Origin of the sequence: Aquimarina agarilytica ZC1, assembly GCF_000255455.1 — a bacterium.
Lineage (GTDB): Bacteria > Bacteroidota > Bacteroidia > Flavobacteriales > Flavobacteriaceae > Aquimarina > Aquimarina agarilytica.
This window is the reverse complement of the sequence record NZ_JH621288.1, coordinates 1-17,517: the sequence shown is the minus strand read 5'-3', so window position 1 is coordinate 17,517 and position 17,517 is coordinate 1. Positions and strand designations below refer to the sequence as shown.

Sequence of the window (17,517 nt, the reverse complement as noted above, 5' to 3'; positions counted from 1 at the left end):
TAGGGAAAGATTTTCCTATTGGAATTCAAATTTTAGTACCAGAGCTCGTGTCTGATGAATCTTTAAATGTAGATCAGAAATTTAAGTTGTATCAAGTAATGCCTAAGGAAACTATTTATAGCTTAACACGAAGATTTGAAATTAGTTCCGATTCATTAGAGGTGCTTAATCCATCGGTAAAGGATGGGCTTAAGGCGGGTATGATTTTGCGTTTGCCTAACCTGGATGATTTTAATTTATCGGAAAGTGGGGTAGTAATGGATTTAGAGAATCGTATAAGTTATGTGGATACTAAAACGATAACCGTAATGTTGCCTTTTGGGATCAATAAAGTTGATTTTGATGAGGAAGAATCGTTAAAAGATCATATAAAAAAAAGTAAAGTAGTTCGTTTAACAGTTGACTTCTATTCGGGAGTGTTATTGGCTGTTGAGGCTGCTAAGCAAAAAGGAATTAGTGTTAATTTAAATGTATATGATACACAAAAGAGTGATGCGGTAGTTGCCAAATTAATAAAAGATAAAGCTATAGCAGATAGTGATGCTGTGATAGGCCCATTATATAAAAAGAATGTAGAAAAAGCGGCTGCAGTATTAAAGTCATCCAATACCCCCGTATTATCTCCCATTTCTAATAAAGTAAATGCAAAGCATAAAAACTTATTTCAAACAGTGCCTACAGCTTCGGTGTTGGAGGATAAAATAATTGCTTTTGTAAAAAAGGATACTTCGAAAAAGAATATTATTATTATAGCAGATAAGAAAAGTACAGCGGTAAAGGAAAAATTAAAAAAGGCTTTTGAAGGCGCTACTGTTTTAGACCCAGAAGAAGAGAATTTTTTAAAAGAAGCAAATTTAGTTGAAGCATTGGGAGAGCCTAATGACAAAAAAGAGACTTGGGTGTTTTTAGAGTCATCCAGTATGCAATTAATAAGTAATGTGGTCCCTTTTTTAAATGCCCGAGCAAAATCGCATAAAATTACTTTATTTACCACTAACAAGTCGAATGTGTATGAAAACGAGTCTATATTAAACGCACATCTTTCCAATTTAAGATTTCATTATCCCTCTATGCAAAAAGAGATGACAGCAGAAAAGCGACCTGAATTGTATGATACATATAAGTCAAAGTATGGAGTATTACCTAATCATTATGCCGTTCGAGGATATGATTTAACCTATGATTTACTATTGCGATTAGGTTCTTCATTTGATATTTATGAGCAAGCAAGTCAAAATTTTACAACCGAATACAATGAGTGTAAATTTGGGTATACCATGAATCCCGAAGGAGGTTATGTTAATGCTGCTTGTTATATTATGCGTTACGCAGAAGGTTTGGAATTTAAAGTAGTAGAATAATGAGAATACTATGCTTATTTTTATTATTCACATTGCCTATAATAGGTCAAAGTCATCAAAATAATTCAAAAAAGAGAGTAACTTACAGTGCGCAACCTAAATTAACCTGGGACTCATTTAAAGGGGCAATACCCAGTAATACGGAATTTGCAGCTAGTGTAAATACGGGCATTGGTTTTAAATGGAGTTACTCTACTGCGCAAAACAAAATTGATTTACAGTATGAAGTTGAAAGTTATGTGCAACCTTTTTTTTCTTGGGTAATTGAAAAGGAAAAGGATGCCGAACTTTTAATACATGAACAGTTGCACTTTGATATAACAGAATTGCATGCACGCATCTTTAGAAAACGCCTAGGGGAGTATAAATTTGGAAGGAATATTCGAAAAGCGATGAGTAAAATTCATGGCGATGTGGAATTTGAGCGTGTCCAAATGCAAGAGGCTTATGATGAGGAAACAGCACATTCTAAAAATATAGAACTACAGTTACTTTGGGAAGAAAAAGTAGCTAAATTATTAGAAGTCTATAAAGCTTATGCCGAATAATTAGATGGAAGATCAAAAACAGTTTCTTTTAGATCTGGCCAAGGCTAAAATGCCATTTGGTAAATATAAAGATCGCTTTTTAATTGATTTACCGGAATATTATATTGTTTGGTATAAAAACAAAGGTTTTCCTAAAGGGAAGTTAGGCTTGCAAATGGAAAGTGTATATGAGCTAAAATTAAATGGCTTGGAGGATATAGTTCGAAGATTAAGGTAATCTGTTTATTTAAAATGAATTAGAATGAAAGTTGCTGTAGATTAGCTAAAATTTTTATAAAAAAATTAGGGAATTTAACATTTCTGTTGTTTTAAAGTAAACAATAATTAAATTTTTTATAAAATGAAAAAAGCGGTAATTAAATTTATTGGAGTACTGACATTATTTTTAGGAGTTTCATGTGACTCGGATGATAATGACACAAAAATGGAACCGGTATCTGCAATTTCTACGAATGCCAAAATAACGGTGAAAGATTCAAAATTTGTTGATGCTAAAGGGGATGAGGTTGAGCCAAACTTAGACATAGTTGGAATTAATCTCAATAACGAATCTGTAGCTTTAGATCCCAAAAAAGAACAAAATATTGGTGCGGTTTATACCACCTAGTTTTTCTTTAATTTTGAAGGTAAAGCGACGTTTAATTGGGTTGTAGCCGATGATAAAAAAGGAACAAATGCCAAGTTAATTAAAGGGGCTAATTCAGATTCATATAAGCCAACTGAAGCAATTTTAGGGAAGTACTTGGGTGTGCAGTATGATGTTGAAGGCATAGAGAAAACTTTAAAAAGTGACTTTTTAGGACCATTTATTAAAAAGAAATAGCAGCCTCCAAAAAATACGGAGTAAATAAAAATTAGGGAGGGTTTTAGAACGTTCCCTAATTTTTTGGTTATCCTACAAATCAAATTCATTGTATGCCTGTCTTATAAAGGACTTCTTTTTTAGCATTTATATGCTTTAATACCCATGTTAATTCGGGGTCAACGTTGTTGGTTCTATCTTCTTTTGTGGGGGTAATTTTAATATCGGGGACAATACCGTGACCTATTTTTTCATTTTTGTAAGGAGCTTCAATTTGCATTAAGCCAAAATTAAATCGAATTTTTGAATTGGGCAGTAGTACATTTTTATACAGCCCAGCAACAGTTCCATTATAGCCTCCACCAGTTTCTTCGCCGACAAAAACAGCGCTGTTTGTAGCATGTAAATTTGTTGCTAGTATGGATGATGCCGAAAAAGAGTTTCCATTGATTAACACATAAATGTTTCCTTTGAAATTTAAGGGATTGGGCTTGCTTTTTACTTTTGAACTGGAGAGTTTGTACTCTATATTACCTTCTCTTTTAGAAGTTTTTAAAAGATCATGAGTGATTAAGATAGGGCTAATTAAGTAGCTAAAAAATTTAACCGAAAAGGGAATTCCTCCAGTTGCTATAGCTTTAAAAACAGGGATGCGAGTACGGCTTTTAGCTTTGTTTACAAATTGGAATTCTTGATCAGTTAAATAGGAGTAGAGTTTGTAAATTTCGTTTAATCTTCCTCCGGTATTATCCCTTAGGTCAATAATTAAAGTTTTCGTTTTTGTAGCCTCTATTTTTTGAAAACTGTTTTCATAAAATTTTTTGTAGTTACCTGTGTGAAAACCTCTTATTTTTAAATAGGCAATGGGGCTATCTTTACCTATAAAGCTGAAATTTCGTTGGTATAAATCTTTTGATTTAATAAAACCATGTTGTTTGTTGTATTTTTTTTGGAAGCGTTGTTTTTTTCGATGTGCTAATTTTTGTTCTTGAGTTAATTTTACTTTTTTGATAGGCGTTATTGTACTATCCTTTTTTCGGTATTTTTCTTTTAAAACACGTGTAAAGGTTTTGTAATACACCGAATCCTTGTTTTTAAGTTGCAAGCGAATACTATCCATAACCACGCCTTTGTGTTTTAGGTACATGCCCGAAAAATGATGTGCTATAATTCGGTTGTGGAAAGTAGTGTTATACCCGTCTGAGGCAAAGCGTTTTTTTGATTGCTGAATAATTTGTTGAATAGGTTCATTATTTACACGAATCACTTCGCTACCTACAATTTCTTTGCCGGTTTTATTGTAATTAGCACTAATTAAAAAAGCATTAGTTACATATTCAAAATCCAATTTATTAAAATCAAACGATGTTTTTTTATACTGTTTTTTTTCTTTTGCAGTGCATTTTTTAAAAGGAGGAGCAACCGATATATGACCTTGTTTAATTGAGGCAATGACAGGCGCTATTTTTTTGTAAAACTCATGACTTTTTAAAGGTTGGTTAATGTGTTGTTTTAAACTATCGAATTTGTGGTCTAAATCTTTTTTTGAAATGTATTGGTAAAGTTTAGGGTGTAGTTTTTTTAATTCGTAGTAGGCTTTATCAATATCATTATGGAGTTCAATTACGCTGTGTTCTTTTGCTATTTGTGTATTAAAATGTTTGGTGCTTACGCAAGAAGTGAAACACAGCATAGTAATTAATAGTGTAATTTTTTTCATAATAAGGAGTGATGTGTATACTCTGAATTATTATACCTATATCCAAGTGCTAAAATTGTCAATTCGAGTAATTTTCGATAGAAAATTGTATTAAGAAGGGCAGTTTTAGCGTAAAAAAGATAATTTTCGATATAAATGCTAATGTATAACATTTGGTGTTATGTTTTTTTTTTGCGTGAGGGATTGCAGCGGAAATCCCACAGCCTGACGTTAGGAAGAGCGAGGAATTGTAACGGAAAGCCCGACCTTTAGGGCACGCCCAAAACTTCGGGATATTAATAATGGACAAAAAAATAACCTGAGCTTAATGTTACAAATTAAACTCAGGTTAGGTTTTTGTTAGTAAATCGTATAACTCTTTAACAAGTTTTATATAAGATCAAAACTACGTTTCACAAAGTTGGTTAAATCCTCACCTTTAAGTAAGTTTTGTGACAGCTTTGCTAAATCCAATGCCTGTTTGATTAATGCAGATTTTGCTTCGTCATTTTCGGCGGCATTAATTTTTTCAACTAAGCTGTGGTTAGAGTTAACTACTAAATTGTAAGTTTCGGGCATGTTTCCAAACATCGCCATTCCTCCGCCACCAGTTTGTTGCATTTCTTTCATACGACGCATAAATTCGGGCTGCGTAATAATAAAAGGGGATGCTTGGCTGTCCATAGCTTCAACTTGAACGGTGTATGTTTCTTTGGGAACTACTCCTTCAATAGTGGTTTTCAAAGCTTCTTTTTCTTCATCATTAAGTTTAGAAACTGTGGTGTCTTCCTTTTTGATTAAGTTGTCAATATGATCACCATCGACACGCACAAAAGTGGTGTTTTCATAAGTGCTCTCTAATTTTTGGATTAAGTGAGAAACAATTGGCGAGTCTAATAATGCAACTTCATAGCCTTTGTCTTTGGCAGCTTGAATGTAACTGTGTTGTGCATCTTTGTCAGAGGTATATAACACCACAAGTTTTCCATCTTTATCCGTTTGAGCAGCTTCAATTTTGGCTTTTAATTCGTCAAAAGTAAAGTAGGCATTATCCACAGTTGGAATAAGTGCAAAGTTTTTGGCTTTATCAAAAAACTTGTCCTCGGAAAGCATTCCGTATTCAATAACAATTTTGATATCGTTCCATTTAGCCTCAAAATCCTCACGGTTGTTTTTGAATAACGAGCTTAGTTTATCGGCAACTTTACGTGTAATGTAGCTAGATATTTTTTTAACAGCACCATCGGCTTGTAAGTATGAACGTGATACGTTTAATGGAATGTCTGGGGAGTCAATAACTCCACGTAGCATAGTTAAAAATTCGGGAACAATACCCTCAACATTATCCGTTACAAATACCTGATTTTGGTATAATTGAATTTTATCTTTTTGTATACCTACACTTGGATCTAATTTAGGGAAGTATAAAATACCTGTTAAATTAAAAGGATAGTCTACATTTAAGTGAATGTTAAATAAAGGCTCTTCAAATTGCATTGGATACAATTCGCGGTAAAAGTCCTTATAATCTTTATCCTCTAAATCTGCAGGTTGTTTTGTCCAAGCAGGAGTTGGATTGTTGATAAAGTTGTCCACTTCTTGAGTAGGCGCAGGATCTTCTTCCTTGGCACCTTCGGGCTTTGGAAGTGTTTCTGTTTTAGTACCAAACTTGATGGGTACAGGCATGAACTTGTTGTATTTTACAAGTAATTCGCTAATTTTTGAGTCTTCCAAAAATTCCGTTTCTTCTTCACTAACGTGTAGAATAATCTCGGTACCACGCTCTTTTTTGTCAGCCTCTTCTAAAATAAAAGTAGGTGATCCGTCACAAACCCAGTAGGCAGCAGGCGCATCGGTATGCGATTTAGTAATAATTTCAACCTTGTCAGCAACCATAAAGGCAGAGTAAAAACCAAGACCAAAATGTCCAATAATTCCAGCATCTTTGGCGCTGTCCTTATATTTATCTAAAAACTCTTCGGCGCCAGAAAAGGCAACTTGGTTGATGTATTTTTCAACCTCCTCAGCGGTCATTCCTAAACCTTGGTCAATGATGTGAATTTTCTTTCCTTCTTTATCAACTTTAACTTCAATAAAAGGATTTCCGTATTCCGCTTTAGATTCTCCAATACTGGTTAAATGCTTTAACTTTAATGTAGCATCTGTAGCATTTGATATAAGTTCACGAAGAAAAATTTCGTGATCTGAGTATAAAAATTTTTTTATAAGTGGAAAAATATTTTCAACCGAAACATTAATATTTCCAGTAGCCATAAGGTATATTTTTTTAAATGTTAATACTAGTTAATGTGACTAGTCTGTTTCAAAAAAAATACCAAGGTGCATTTGCTGACAAAGTGTCAATTTGAATCAATGCTAAACATCAGGTATCGGGTATCAATCTAAATTGACGTATCAAGAGTTAGGAGCTAAATCGTATTAATAAACATGAGCTCGATTTAACCCAGATTATGTAATAGAACTTTGTAATGAGACTTGAAACCTCAATAAAAACAAGTGCTTTCTCAATTTCAGCATAGCACCGCTATGGTTAAATTGAAAAGTGCAACGAAGTGTTTGTTTTTGAAGTGGTTTCATGGTATAATAAATTTTCTATTGCATAATTTGGGTTTAAATTCAAGCTAGTATCAAAATTACCAGTTCGAGTGATTTTCGACAGAAAATTGAATCGAGAAAGGGCTTTTTGATACGGAAAGATGATTCTCTGCACAAAATTATTGCAGAATTTTATTCGAATCTATATCTTTTCTTATGTTGAATTCACGTTAATAATTAATTAAATCATCCAAATAGCGCGCAAAATAAGTGTAGTCGCTCTTTTTCTTTACAATTTTATTATCCAACGTAGTTACTGTTTTTACAGGAAGGCCACCTTTTATGGCTTTTATAGTGCCATCATAATCAATAATGAAATTTTTTGGATAGCTAATGTTGCCTATTTGGTTTTTTAGAAAAGGACCAGCGTCGGTAGCAATATATTCAAAATTGAATTTGGTGTGCAACAAAAATTGTTTTACGTCACTTTCGTTTTCAAAAGTGGCGGATATAAAAATAACATCATCTTCGTAATGATCTTTTAGTGTATTTAATTCGGGTAATTCATCAATGCAAGGTTTACAATGAATAAACCATAAATTGAAAAACACTAATTTACCTCGAATGTCATCTGAGGTAACAGTATGTCCATCAATGGTTTCAAGTTCAAAATAAGGGAATTCATCACCAACTTTTAATGCGGTGTTATTTGTTTGTGCGTTACTTAAAAAAGTAACCAAAAATAAAACGTAGGGTAAAAATTTTATTTTCATAGGTTAAGATTTTAATAGTATTACCTATCGATTTGGGATGGATAAATAACTCAGTTAGTACTTGGGGTTGTAAACAAATAATGAATAAAAATTACTTGTTTAGGTTAATTTAATAAAATAATATCAAAATCCAGTCCTTTTTTGATGTGATTTTTAACTGATCGACAAAAAATAGGTTTTTTTAACATAAATGTAGGTTCAATAAAAAATTAAGATAAATTTTAACAAATCATTTTGTTTATGTTTGTGTATAAAATGTTAAACAGTCATTATCTTTACAGCAAACTAAAGTGAATATGGCAGCCAAAGCAAAAACAGTAAAAAAAACTACAAAATCGGATATCGTTTCTGCATATATGGAGCATGTGCTAATGCATGGAGCTCCGCAAAGTGTGTTCTCATTTTGTAAAGAGAATGAGATAGAGGAATCCGTTTTTTATCAATCTTTTGGAAGTTTGGAAGGCTTAAAAAAAGGAATATGGGTTGATTTTTATACTTACGTAGAAGATTTACTTGCCAAAAATTCGGATTACGAGGCTTATTCCAGTAGAGAAAAGTTACTTACTTTTTATTTTACTTTTTTTGAAATGCTAACGGCTAATAGGAGTTATGTATTATGGGCGTTACATGAGACAGAAAGTAGACTGGAAAATTTAAAGCAATTAGGGGATTTACGTAAAAAAGTGGTGGAATTTGGTAAGGAATTAGTGAGTACGGATAACGAAGAGAAAAAACTAAAGATTACCAAAAAACCTGTTGCTTTGGTGGGGGAAGCTACATGGGTTCAATTCTTATTTTTATTAAAGTTTTGGAAGGATGATGAGTCGGCTGGTTTCCAAAAAACAGATGTAGCCATTGAAAAATCGGTGCATACTGTTTTTGATATATTTGATAATACTCCTTTGGATAATATATTGGATTTAGGAAAGTTTTTGTGGAAAGAACGTATGGCATAACCACACTCAAGCCCAATGAAATGCTGAATTACAGTAAAATTTAAACCTACAAATGAATGAAGACAATTGATAGCATACCCACATCAAAGTTGGGACGTACTACTGAATTAGTGAAAACTGGAGTAAAAGTAGGAGGTAATTATTTAAAATATTATGGTAAAAAAGCCTTAAATCCCGAAATATCAAAAGACGAACTGAATGAAGATAATGCCACAGATATTTATGATGGATTAAAAAGTTTGAAAGGAAGTGCTTTAAAGGTAGCACAAATGCTTTCCATGGAAAAAAGCTTATTGCCAAAGGCTTATGTAGAGCGTTTTTCATTAGCACAATTTAGTGTGCCTCCCTTGTCGGCCCCATTAGTTAGAAAAACGTTTAAAACCTATTTTGGGGAATATCCCGAGGTTATTTTTGATGAATTTACTGCAAATTCGGTCAATGCGGCAAGTATTGGTCAAGTACACAAAGCAAAAAAGGATGGTAATCAACTTGCAGTAAAAATTCAATATCCGGGAGTGGCGGATAGTATTGGATCGGATTTGGCTATGGTAAAGCCTATTGCTATTCGAATGTTTAATTTGAAAGGAAAAGAAACGGAAAAGTACTTTAAGGAAATAGAAGGAAAGCTTTTAGAGGAAACCGATTATATATTGGAAGTGGAACAAAGCAAGGAAATTACCGAGGCTTGTAGTAAGATCCCGAATTTAAAGTTTCCTAAATATTACGAAGCCTATTCAAGCGAGCGTATTATTACCATGGATTGGATGGAAGGAGAGCACTTAAGTGAGTTTACCGCCAAAAGTTTTACGCAGGCAGAGGGGAACAAACTAGGGCAGGCGCTTTGGGATTTTTATATGTATCAAATGCACGTGTTAAAGGCGGTACATGCCGATCCACATCCGGGAAATTTTCTGGTGGATAAAGATGTTAATTTAATAGCGATCGACTTTGGTTGTATAAAAAAGGTACCCATGGAGTTTTATACGCCTTATTTTGAATTAGCTAAAATAGAAAACATTAATAACCCCGAAATTTTCAAACAAAAAATGTTTGAATTGGAAATCTTATTACCCACGGATACGCCAAAGGAAACTAAATTCTTTTCGACATTGTTTCATGAAATGTTATCCTTATTCACCTCTCCTTTCCACAACAAAACCTTCGACTTTTCAGACGAAATTTTTTGGAATAAAATTACTGAACTAAGTGAAAAATATTCCAATGATAAAGAGCTTAGAAAAATGAATGGAAGTAGAGGAAGTAGGCATTTCTTGTATATAAACCGTACTTTTTTTGGACTATATAACTTGTTACACGATTTAAAAGCGGAGATCGTTGTGGATAGTTATGATCAGTATCGGTAGAATAAATATCTTAAAATTTAACATTTAATTGACATTTTAGACGCTAGGTAAGCATATTGTTAATTTTAGTAATATTTTAACAAAAAAATACTTATTTAGTAAGAATGAGTATTTTTTTTTGCTTTTTTGTGAGAAAGTCTAAATCATTGTGTTGCAGTGGTAAATTATTGAATTAGAGGAAAGTGGTTATATTCGCGCCAATTACTAAAACAAAAAATATTCTTAATGAATTTTAGAACTACTTATCACTTCGTTTTATCGATTTCTTTTTTATTTTTTTCAGTGCAATCTGTTTTTTCTCAGGATACTAATGTGCCAGGTGATATTGCTTTGGTTCGCACTAAAAAAATCAAGTTTTTAGAAAAAGTGGGAGGTGGTGAAAGAGCTTATATAAGATCAACAGATGGAAAAGGAAATGAAGATTTCAATTCTATTATTTTTGCTACAGGATCTGGGAAGGAAAGTGTCATTTTTAAAGAAAATGGGAATGTTGGTTTAAGCACAATAACCCCTAAAGAAAAACTTCAAATTTCAAATGCATTTACTTTTCACGATGGTGGACACAAAATTATAGGTTTTAATTATGCACCTTCTGGGAGTGTTGATTTAAATCCTTCGCACTATGCCGCAGAATTGCGTTTTGAATCAGTAACTGGAAAATTACGATTAGGAACATCTTCATCGTTAACGAATATTCCGACTACGGCTTTAACAATAAATAAAGAAGCTAAAGTGGGTATTGGTACTACTAATCCTGTTTATACTTTAGATGTACGAAAAGAAGCAGCAACAAATAATCATGAATATTTACTAAGTTCATTTAGTCATAAAACAGGAAAAGGAGTTTTTGTGGGGTATGTAGGTAATGGAACCAATGCCAGAGAAGGAAGAATTAGAACAGGAGGGAGTATTGATTTAGCAGTAGGTACTACTAAATATACCCAAGCAATAATGATTAAAAATTCAAGTGGTAACGTAGGTATAGGAATGAATAATCCTAAAGCAAAATTAGAAGTTAATGGAGATATTGCTTTGGTTCGAACAAAAAAAATTAAGTTTTTAGAAACTGTTGGTGGTAATGATAGAGCTTATATAAGATCAACATTTGGTGGAGGTAATGAAGATACTAACTCCATTATTTTTGCAACTGGAGCTGGTGATGAAAATGTTGTTTTTGGGTCAAACGGTAAAGTAGGTATAGGAACATTAACTCCACAAAACGAGCTATCCGTTAACGGAACCATCTGGGCAAAAGAGGTGAAGGTAAGTTTAAAAGACGCTGCAGACTGGGTTTTTGAAGCAGACTACAAATTGCAACCCTTAGCCGAGGTAGAAGCTTTTATAAAAAGAAACAAGCACTTACCAGAAATGCCATCGGCAGATGAGTTTAGAGCCAATGATATGAAGGTTTCGGAAATGTCAAACAAACTATTACAAAAAGTAGAAGAGTTGACCTTGTATACTATAGCGCAAGAAAAGCAATTAGATCAACAAGCTAGTGTTAATGAACAATTACAAGCAGCTAACAAGGCCTTAACACAAAGATTAGAAAAGCTTGAAGCCTTGTTGTTAAAGTAGAAGCCTATTGGTTCAAGTACTTTATTTTGGGTAAAATGAAGTATATCGAGAATAGTTTTGAATATGGATGTATCTAATACAAAGTGTTCTTTTGTTAACAAGACTAGTATATTACTCTTAATAATTTCAAAAACATTTAAAAATGTATAAACTCATAATTGCTGTTGTGACGCTATTTAGTATCACTATGTCAGCACAATCCAAATTGGTATTTAGTTACGATGCGGTAGGAAATCAAATAGAACGAAAATATTGCCCAACAGGTAACTGTGCCTCAGGGGCAAAACAACTAGTTCGCGAAGTAGCAACGGAGTCAGTGGTGCTAAACGAAGATGATCAATTAACCGATTTTGTAAATAGACTTCGAATCTATCCGAATCCAACGCAAGGGAATTTACGTATTGAATGGGATTATGCTGATAGTGAATTCATAAAAAGCATTCAAGTATCTGATGGCGCAGGAGGTAGTTTTTTTATAGTGAATCGAAAGGCAACAGAAAATTTTGCCTTAGTCGACCTAACAAACCATGCGTCGGGGCTATATTTGGTTGAATTTATTTTAAATGATTCCAGACGTGTTATAAAAAAAATTATAAAAAATTAATTCAGGTATAAATGAAATTAGTTATAAAATACATAATAGCATTAGTAGGATTACTAAGTGCTACAAGCAATTTATGGGCACAAGATACTAGTAAATCTATAGCTGCGGATTTTTCAGTATCACCATCTGGGGCATTAACGTATCAAGTGCCATTTGAAGTGCCTCGTATGTATTAGGTCATTTTCCAAATTTAGGTTTAAGTTTTAATAGTCAAGCTGGCGATGGTATTGCGGGTTATGGCTGGAGTATTACAGGGCTTTCAAGTATTACCCGTACCTCGGCTACCACATATCATGATGGTTTTATTGACGGGGTAGATTTTGACCTGGATGATCGCTTTACGTTAGATGGGCAACGGTTGATTTTAAAAAGTGGTACTTACGGTAAAGCAGACGCTACCTACCAAACTGAAAGTTATTCAAATTTAAAAATTGAGTCTATAGGGACTTCTCGTTTTGGGACTGCATATGGGCCGCAATATTTTGTGGTATACCACCCCAATGGCTTGCGTTATTGGTATGGACGTAATGGAACGGGATCTTCGTACACATCACATTCTAAACTAGAATGGTCAGTTGCGCGTATAGAGGATACACAAGGGAATAGAGTAGAGTTTGGTTACACAATTGTTGATAAAACAGTGCGCTTAAATCATGTAGAAGATCCGGTAGCCAAAGTACGTGTAGAGTTTACTTATGGAAAAAAAACAAATGTGAATCCTATTGGTATTGGAGGTGAGTTTTTTACGAATAACCGTTTATTAACAAGTATTGAGGTAAAAACAAATACTACAGATAAGTATTTCAAATATACTATTACACATGAAGATACAAGTAAAGATGTAAAGCGAATAAAGAAAATTGAACAAGAAAATAGAGATGATGAAACTTTGCCAGCTTTGGAGTTTAAATATGATGAGACGGTTGTAGATAGGGTAGAAGAAATAGGAAAATCAAATTTATCCTATAAAGTAGGGGATAGTAAAAATGCTTCAGTGATTTCTGGAGATTTTAATGGTGATGAAAAGGTGGATTTTATTGGGTTTTCAAAAAACAGGAATTTGCCTGATGATTTTAAAGATATCGTTTTTAGTGAAAACACAGGTAATGGTTTTAGAACATCTACGCTTAAGCCGGGTAGGTTTGAGCAAGTTTTTGCTTCAAATTATTTAACTCCACAAGGTAAGTTTAGTACTAGTCAAGGGCTTGTTTTTTTAAGGAAGGTGCCAGGGACTAACAAGGTTTTATTTGAGGTTAATAAAATTAAAAATAATGGGAATAAAAAGCTTGAAGTTGTTTTTACAAAAGATTGGAATTTGCCATTGAAGCCAACTCTATTTGGGGAAGAACCTAATCCAAAATCCTTAAACATAGTTGATGATATAAATAGTGATAGTGAGGTAAAGAATTATGCAGGTTTAAATGTTGAGGCATCAAATAAAGTATCGGGTAATGGTAATGGAGTTAATTATTTTTCTAAAAGCTTTATTTTTTTAAAAAAGGGATTTCATGCAAAACCTGGAGTTAATTTTACTGCGAAAATAGATGGCAGGTTTCGCACGGGGAGATCATTACTTAATATGCGATATTTATCAGGTGATTTTAATGGTGATGGTATAACAGATATTATCGCAATAAATCAATTTTATGAAAATAATAATATATATAGGTGTCTTGATCCAAATACAGGTAAGCTTACTTATAGTCAAAGAGGTGGCGGTGGGCCGAACTGTATTCCAAACCCTGCTAGAGTCAGAAGGTCAGTTTATTATATTAATTTAGATCCGAATGATAAAATAGATAGTTCTATACCTGCTGGATCATCGACTAATTCAATTGGTACACTTAAAACGGACGATAAGGTTAGTAGGCTTTTAACAGGTGATTATAATGGAGATGGTAAAACAGATATTTTTCATATTTCTGAAGGTAAAATTGAAATTTATTCATTAGATAATAATAACAAGCTTGTTCATGTAAGTACAGTAGTTTCAGAATCTATTAAAATAAAGGATACAGTTTTTTTACCAGGTGATTTTAATGGAGATGGAAAAACAGATTTAATATCATCAATAAGTGAAGGGAATAGATCGTGGGGGTTCTTTATTTCTGATGGAAAAAACTATACTTATTACAAAAAAGATATAGGTTTAGATTACTGGAATAATTATTTTGATGAAAATTATTCAGGCTATAAATCACTAGAAAATCCAGAGGAAGAATGTTTTTCATCAGGTAAAAATAAATTTAAAATACCCTGTTATAAAGCAGCATCTATAATTCAATATTTTTATTTACCTGTAGACTTTAATAAAGATGGAAAAACGGATTTAATAAAGCATAAGGTTGTAACTCCATATTTTGAAAGTGGCGATAGTAGGTATTCATCACAATGGATAGATTACGCAACTAATGAATCAACTGCTAATGATTTTTTAGGTTTTTCATTTAAAAATGAATTTATTAAACATAATAAAGGTAGACCCGGAAAAGGTCATCCAGTTTATGCGGATTTAAGTAAGGGGAATTTAATGGATGAGTATGGCTTTGTTAGTTATAGTGGCGAAGTAAATATATACAAGTATACGGGAAATTATAGAAATGAGTTATGTATACAGTCTGTAGAAAATAATGGCTTAATTCAAGCTTTTAATTATAAAGGTTTAAAAGCAATTAATGGAGCGCCAGATTTTGCTTCACATTACACAAAAAGATTTTCTGAAAATTTTATGTATCCTTATATAGAGATAAACAGTGCTGATGATTTTAAAGTAGTTGTAAATGCTAAGGAAACTTTTTCAGGTTTAGAACGAACTAAATTTTATAGATATGGAGGTTTAGTGTCTTCTACAAACGGGTTAGGTTTACTAGGTTTTAATTTTATGGCTTCAAGCACTTGGTCAGGGGCAGATATTAGGACTTTATGGACTATTTCTCAGTATAGCCCCAAAAAAAGAGGAGTTTTGGAAAAAACATGGACCACTAATAAAGCAGTTCATAATGCAACAAGTTTTCCTTCTAGTGGCTTTGTTTCTAAAACAAACTATATTTATGATTATGTATTAAATAGTAATAAAACTTACTTAAATATACCTAAAAAAGTAGTTTCCGAAAATGGCTTAACCGGAATAAATACGACAGTCACAAATACTTATGATAGTTACTACAATGTATTAACCAGTAAAGAAACCTACACAGGAGGGAGCAAAACTATCACAAATACCTATTTCAATAATCCTTCTGGTACTGGGGTTAATTATTATATAGGCAGACCAAAAACTAAAAATACCACCACTACATTGGGGAGTGATAGTTTTAGTACTGGAGAACAGTATAGCTATACCAACAATTTTATAAAAACGCTGAAAACAAAAGGAAATGGCACCAGCTGGCTAACCGAAACTTATGAGCATGATGGTTTTGGAAATATTACGAGTAAAACCATAAGCGGAGCAGGGATCGAAGATCGTAAAGAGGAGTCTGTCTATGACAGTACAGGTCGCTTTATGGAATCGGCTACAGATATTGAAGGCTTAACGGTGAGTTATAAATACGACAAAAAATTAGGGCATTTATTAGAAGAAACCGACCCCTTTGGAAAAAAACAAAAATTTGAATATGATGGATGGAATCGTTTAACTAAACAAACCGACTTTTTAGGTAATACTATTGAAACTAACTATTGGCAAGGGCCAACAGAAGGGGATATTAGGGTGAGTACACTAAGTTCTTTAGGCACATTAAGCTTATCTTATAGTAATCGTTTAGGTTGGGAGTATGAGAGTGCAGTAACTAATGCTTTGGGCGAATATGTTTATACCAAGGTAGAGTACGATGCTGTGGGTAAAATTAAAAGAGAGTCACAGCCGTATTTTAGTGACCCAAGTCAATGGACTACACATTCGTATGATCAATACAATCGACCTATTAGGCAACAAATGTATACAGGGCAAATTGTTACTACTACTTATGGGGATGGCACCAATTCGGTAAGTGTGGATGATGGAACAAAAACAATGTCCACAGTTAAGGATGCTGTTGGGAATACCATTAGCATGACCGATCCAGGAGGGACTATTAATTATAGCTACTATGCCAATAACACGCCTAAAGAAACCAATTACGGAAGCCATAAAATCACGACTAAAATTGATGGTTGGGGGCGTAAAATTGAGCTGAATGATCCTGCCGCGGGGGTATATAGTTATAAGTATAACATTTTAGGGGAACTATTAGAGGAACGCCATGCCAATGGAACGACTACTTATGAATATGATGAATATGGAAAACCTACTAAAAAGCTTATCGTAGGTAAGGAAACCGATATGGAATTAATATATGAGTATTATGATGATTCTAAGTAAATTAGGAAAATTACAGGAGACAATAATAGAACCTCTAATACATATATTTATGGGTATGTATATGATGACTTTCAAAGACCTATTCGACTAGTTGAAAATCAAGACAAAGCCAGTTTTGAAAAATTAATTAAATATGATCCTCAAGGGCGAGTTGATTATGAAACGTACAAGAGTACTAATAAATTACAACCTACAGGATCCAATAAAATAAGTATAAAAAACCAGTACCATAGTGTGTCTGGTGCATTAGAAAAAATTTCCGATAAGGACTCTAATAAAGTACTTTGGCAAATTAAAAAACAGAATCAGCGTGGGCAATTAACCGAGATTAGTATTGGAAACGGCATTACCAAAACCAATAAATATGATGCTTATGGATTGCCACAGGAATTTAAAGTAAAAAAAGGTTCCAATACTGTTTTTGATCTAAGTTTTGATTTTGATGTAAAACGAGGAAATTTAAAAAGTAGGGATAACAAAGCCTTTACAGGCGAAGAGGTATTTGCCTATGATGATCAAGATCGTTTGTTGAGTACCAAAATTGGGAGTGCTGTAGTACATAGCCAGACCTACGAAGCCAACGGAAATATAAAAAACAACTCTTTGGTGGGTACTTACAACTACCAAACACAAACGCGTTACCGTTTAGCGGGGATTGATCTAAATGCTAAGGGAAAAGATTATTACGAAACTCATACCCCGCAACAGATCAAATACAACGCGAATAAAAAACCAGTGAGTATCTATGAAAAAGATCAGGGCCGAGTTGATTTTGAGTATGGGCCACTAATGAATCGTACCGTGGCATACTATGGAGGTTTGGAAGAAGATAAAAATGAACGCGATTATGTGAAAATATACTCTTCCATAGCACCTTTGGAAATTGTTTATGATAAAACAGGAACTAATAGCA

15 protein-coding genes and 1 pseudogene are annotated in these 17,517 nt (G+C 33.3%); 12 read left to right on the top strand and 4 right to left on the bottom strand.

Translation table 11 applies throughout. The annotated features are described in order from the left end of the window. The 4 genes from KQA_RS19160 to KQA_RS0216185 form a co-directional block, all read left to right on the top strand. Positions 1-1,361: amino acid ABC transporter substrate-binding protein (locus KQA_RS19160; RefSeq protein WP_010182589.1), on the top strand; the 1,361-nt coding region annotated here is incomplete at its 5' end. Then, complete coding sequence (locus KQA_RS0216195) at positions 1,361-1,909, top strand: hypothetical protein (protein WP_010182588.1); 549 nt, start codon at positions 1,361-1,363, stop codon at positions 1,907-1,909. The genes KQA_RS19160 and KQA_RS0216195, both read left to right, overlap by 1 nt. 4 nt (positions 1,910-1,913) lie before the next feature. Then, entirely contained in the window at positions 1,914-2,126 is a 213-nt protein-coding gene (locus KQA_RS0216190) for a DUF3820 family protein (RefSeq protein WP_010182586.1), read from the top strand. A 123-nt stretch (positions 2,127-2,249) separates the two neighbouring features. Continuing rightward, positions 2,250-2,516, top strand: coding sequence for a hypothetical protein (locus tag KQA_RS0216185; RefSeq protein ID WP_010182585.1), 267 nt, complete (start codon positions 2,250-2,252; stop codon positions 2,514-2,516). On the opposite strand, the gene KQA_RS20370 is transcribed toward KQA_RS0216185, so the two are convergent. From KQA_RS20370 to KQA_RS0216165, 4 genes are all read right to left on the bottom strand, one after another. After that, positions 2,513-2,680: a hypothetical protein gene (locus KQA_RS20370; protein WP_157366742.1), complete on the bottom strand. Its 168-nt coding sequence runs from the start codon at positions 2,678-2,680 to the stop codon at positions 2,513-2,515. The genes KQA_RS0216185 and KQA_RS20370 overlap by 4 nt on opposite strands. 137 nt (positions 2,681-2,817) lie before the next feature. Next, positions 2,818-4,431, bottom strand: a complete 1,614-nt coding sequence (locus KQA_RS19150; protein WP_010182581.1) for a S41 family peptidase — start codon at positions 4,429-4,431, stop codon at positions 2,818-2,820. 369 nt (positions 4,432-4,800) lie between these two features. Then, positions 4,801-6,684, bottom strand: coding sequence for a molecular chaperone HtpG (gene htpG, locus KQA_RS0216170; protein ID WP_010182580.1), 1,884 nt, complete (start codon positions 6,682-6,684; stop codon positions 4,801-4,803). A 512-nt stretch (positions 6,685-7,196) separates the two neighbouring features. Further along, positions 7,197-7,739 (bottom strand): TlpA family protein disulfide reductase, encoded by a 543-nt coding sequence (locus KQA_RS0216165; protein WP_010182579.1) that lies wholly within the window; start codon positions 7,737-7,739, stop codon positions 7,197-7,199. Positions 7,740-8,035: 296 nt separating this feature from the next. On the opposite strand from KQA_RS0216165, the gene KQA_RS0216160 reads away from it, so the two are divergent. The 8 genes and pseudogenes from KQA_RS0216160 to KQA_RS19140 all read left to right on the top strand — a co-directional run. Further along, positions 8,036-8,695 carry a TetR family transcriptional regulator C-terminal domain-containing protein gene (locus tag KQA_RS0216160; RefSeq protein WP_010182578.1) on the top strand — a complete coding sequence of 220 codons (660 nt, stop codon included), beginning with the start codon at positions 8,036-8,038 and terminating at the stop codon, positions 8,693-8,695. 56 nt (positions 8,696-8,751) lie between these two features. Further along, positions 8,752-10,059 carry an ABC1 kinase family protein gene (locus tag KQA_RS0216155; RefSeq protein ID WP_010182577.1) on the top strand — a complete coding sequence of 436 codons (1,308 nt, stop codon included), beginning with the start codon at positions 8,752-8,754 and terminating at the stop codon, positions 10,057-10,059. Positions 10,060-10,284: 225 nt separating this feature from the next. Next, the gene (locus KQA_RS20820; protein WP_010182576.1) at positions 10,285-11,637 is read left to right on the top strand and encodes a hypothetical protein; all 1,353 of its coding nucleotides are present in this window, start codon (positions 10,285-10,287) and stop codon (positions 11,635-11,637) included. 142 nt (positions 11,638-11,779) lie between these two features. Further along, entirely contained in the window at positions 11,780-12,241 is a 462-nt protein-coding gene (locus KQA_RS0216145; RefSeq protein ID WP_010182575.1) for a T9SS type A sorting domain-containing protein, read from the top strand. 11 nt (positions 12,242-12,252) lie between these two features. Continuing rightward, positions 12,253-12,417, top strand: coding sequence for a hypothetical protein (locus KQA_RS20365; protein WP_157366741.1), 165 nt, complete (start codon positions 12,253-12,255; stop codon positions 12,415-12,417). 14 nt (positions 12,418-12,431) lie between these two features. Further along, positions 12,432-13,778, top strand: a pseudogene (locus tag KQA_RS21035) (SpvB/TcaC N-terminal domain-containing protein); the annotation flags it as partial. 42 nt (positions 13,779-13,820) lie between these two features. After that, entirely contained in the window at positions 13,821-16,604 is a 2,784-nt protein-coding gene (locus KQA_RS0216135; RefSeq protein WP_262482170.1) for an FG-GAP-like repeat-containing protein, read from the top strand. 234 nt (positions 16,605-16,838) lie between these two features. Then, a partial coding sequence (locus tag KQA_RS19140) for a hypothetical protein (RefSeq protein WP_040396468.1) occupies positions 16,839-17,517 on the top strand: 679 nt, incomplete at its 3' end.

What these genes read in the sequence shown, in the direction of transcription:
- KQA_RS0216195 (WP_010182588.1), top strand. Translation starts at nt 1,361, where the DNA reads ATGAGAATACTATGCTTATTTTTATTATTCACATTGCCTATAATAGGT.
- KQA_RS0216190 (WP_010182586.1), top strand. Translation starts at nt 1,914, where the DNA reads ATGGAAGATCAAAAACAGTTTCTTTTAGATCTGGCCAAGGCTAAAATG.
- KQA_RS0216185 (WP_010182585.1), top strand. Translation starts at nt 2,250, where the DNA reads ATGAAAAAAGCGGTAATTAAATTTATTGGAGTACTGACATTATTTTTA.
- KQA_RS20370 (WP_157366742.1), bottom strand. Translation starts at nt 2,680, where the DNA reads ATGCCTTCAACATCATACTGCACACCCAAGTACTTCCCTAAAATTGCT.
- KQA_RS19150 (WP_010182581.1), bottom strand. Translation starts at nt 4,431, where the DNA reads ATGAAAAAAATTACACTATTAATTACTATGCTGTGTTTCACTTCTTGC.
- htpG (WP_010182580.1), bottom strand. Translation starts at nt 6,684, where the DNA reads ATGGCTACTGGAAATATTAATGTTTCGGTTGAAAATATTTTTCCACTT.
- KQA_RS0216165 (WP_010182579.1), bottom strand. Translation starts at nt 7,739, where the DNA reads ATGAAAATAAAATTTTTACCCTACGTTTTATTTTTGGTTACTTTTTTA.
- KQA_RS0216160 (WP_010182578.1), top strand. Translation starts at nt 8,036, where the DNA reads ATGGCAGCCAAAGCAAAAACAGTAAAAAAAACTACAAAATCGGATATC.
- KQA_RS0216155 (WP_010182577.1), top strand. Translation starts at nt 8,752, where the DNA reads ATGAAGACAATTGATAGCATACCCACATCAAAGTTGGGACGTACTACT.
- KQA_RS20820 (WP_010182576.1), top strand. Translation starts at nt 10,285, where the DNA reads ATGAATTTTAGAACTACTTATCACTTCGTTTTATCGATTTCTTTTTTA.
- KQA_RS0216145 (WP_010182575.1), top strand. Translation starts at nt 11,780, where the DNA reads ATGTATAAACTCATAATTGCTGTTGTGACGCTATTTAGTATCACTATG.
- KQA_RS20365 (WP_157366741.1), top strand. Translation starts at nt 12,253, where the DNA reads ATGAAATTAGTTATAAAATACATAATAGCATTAGTAGGATTACTAAGT.
- KQA_RS0216135 (WP_262482170.1), top strand. Translation starts at nt 13,821, where the DNA reads ATGCGATATTTATCAGGTGATTTTAATGGTGATGGTATAACAGATATT.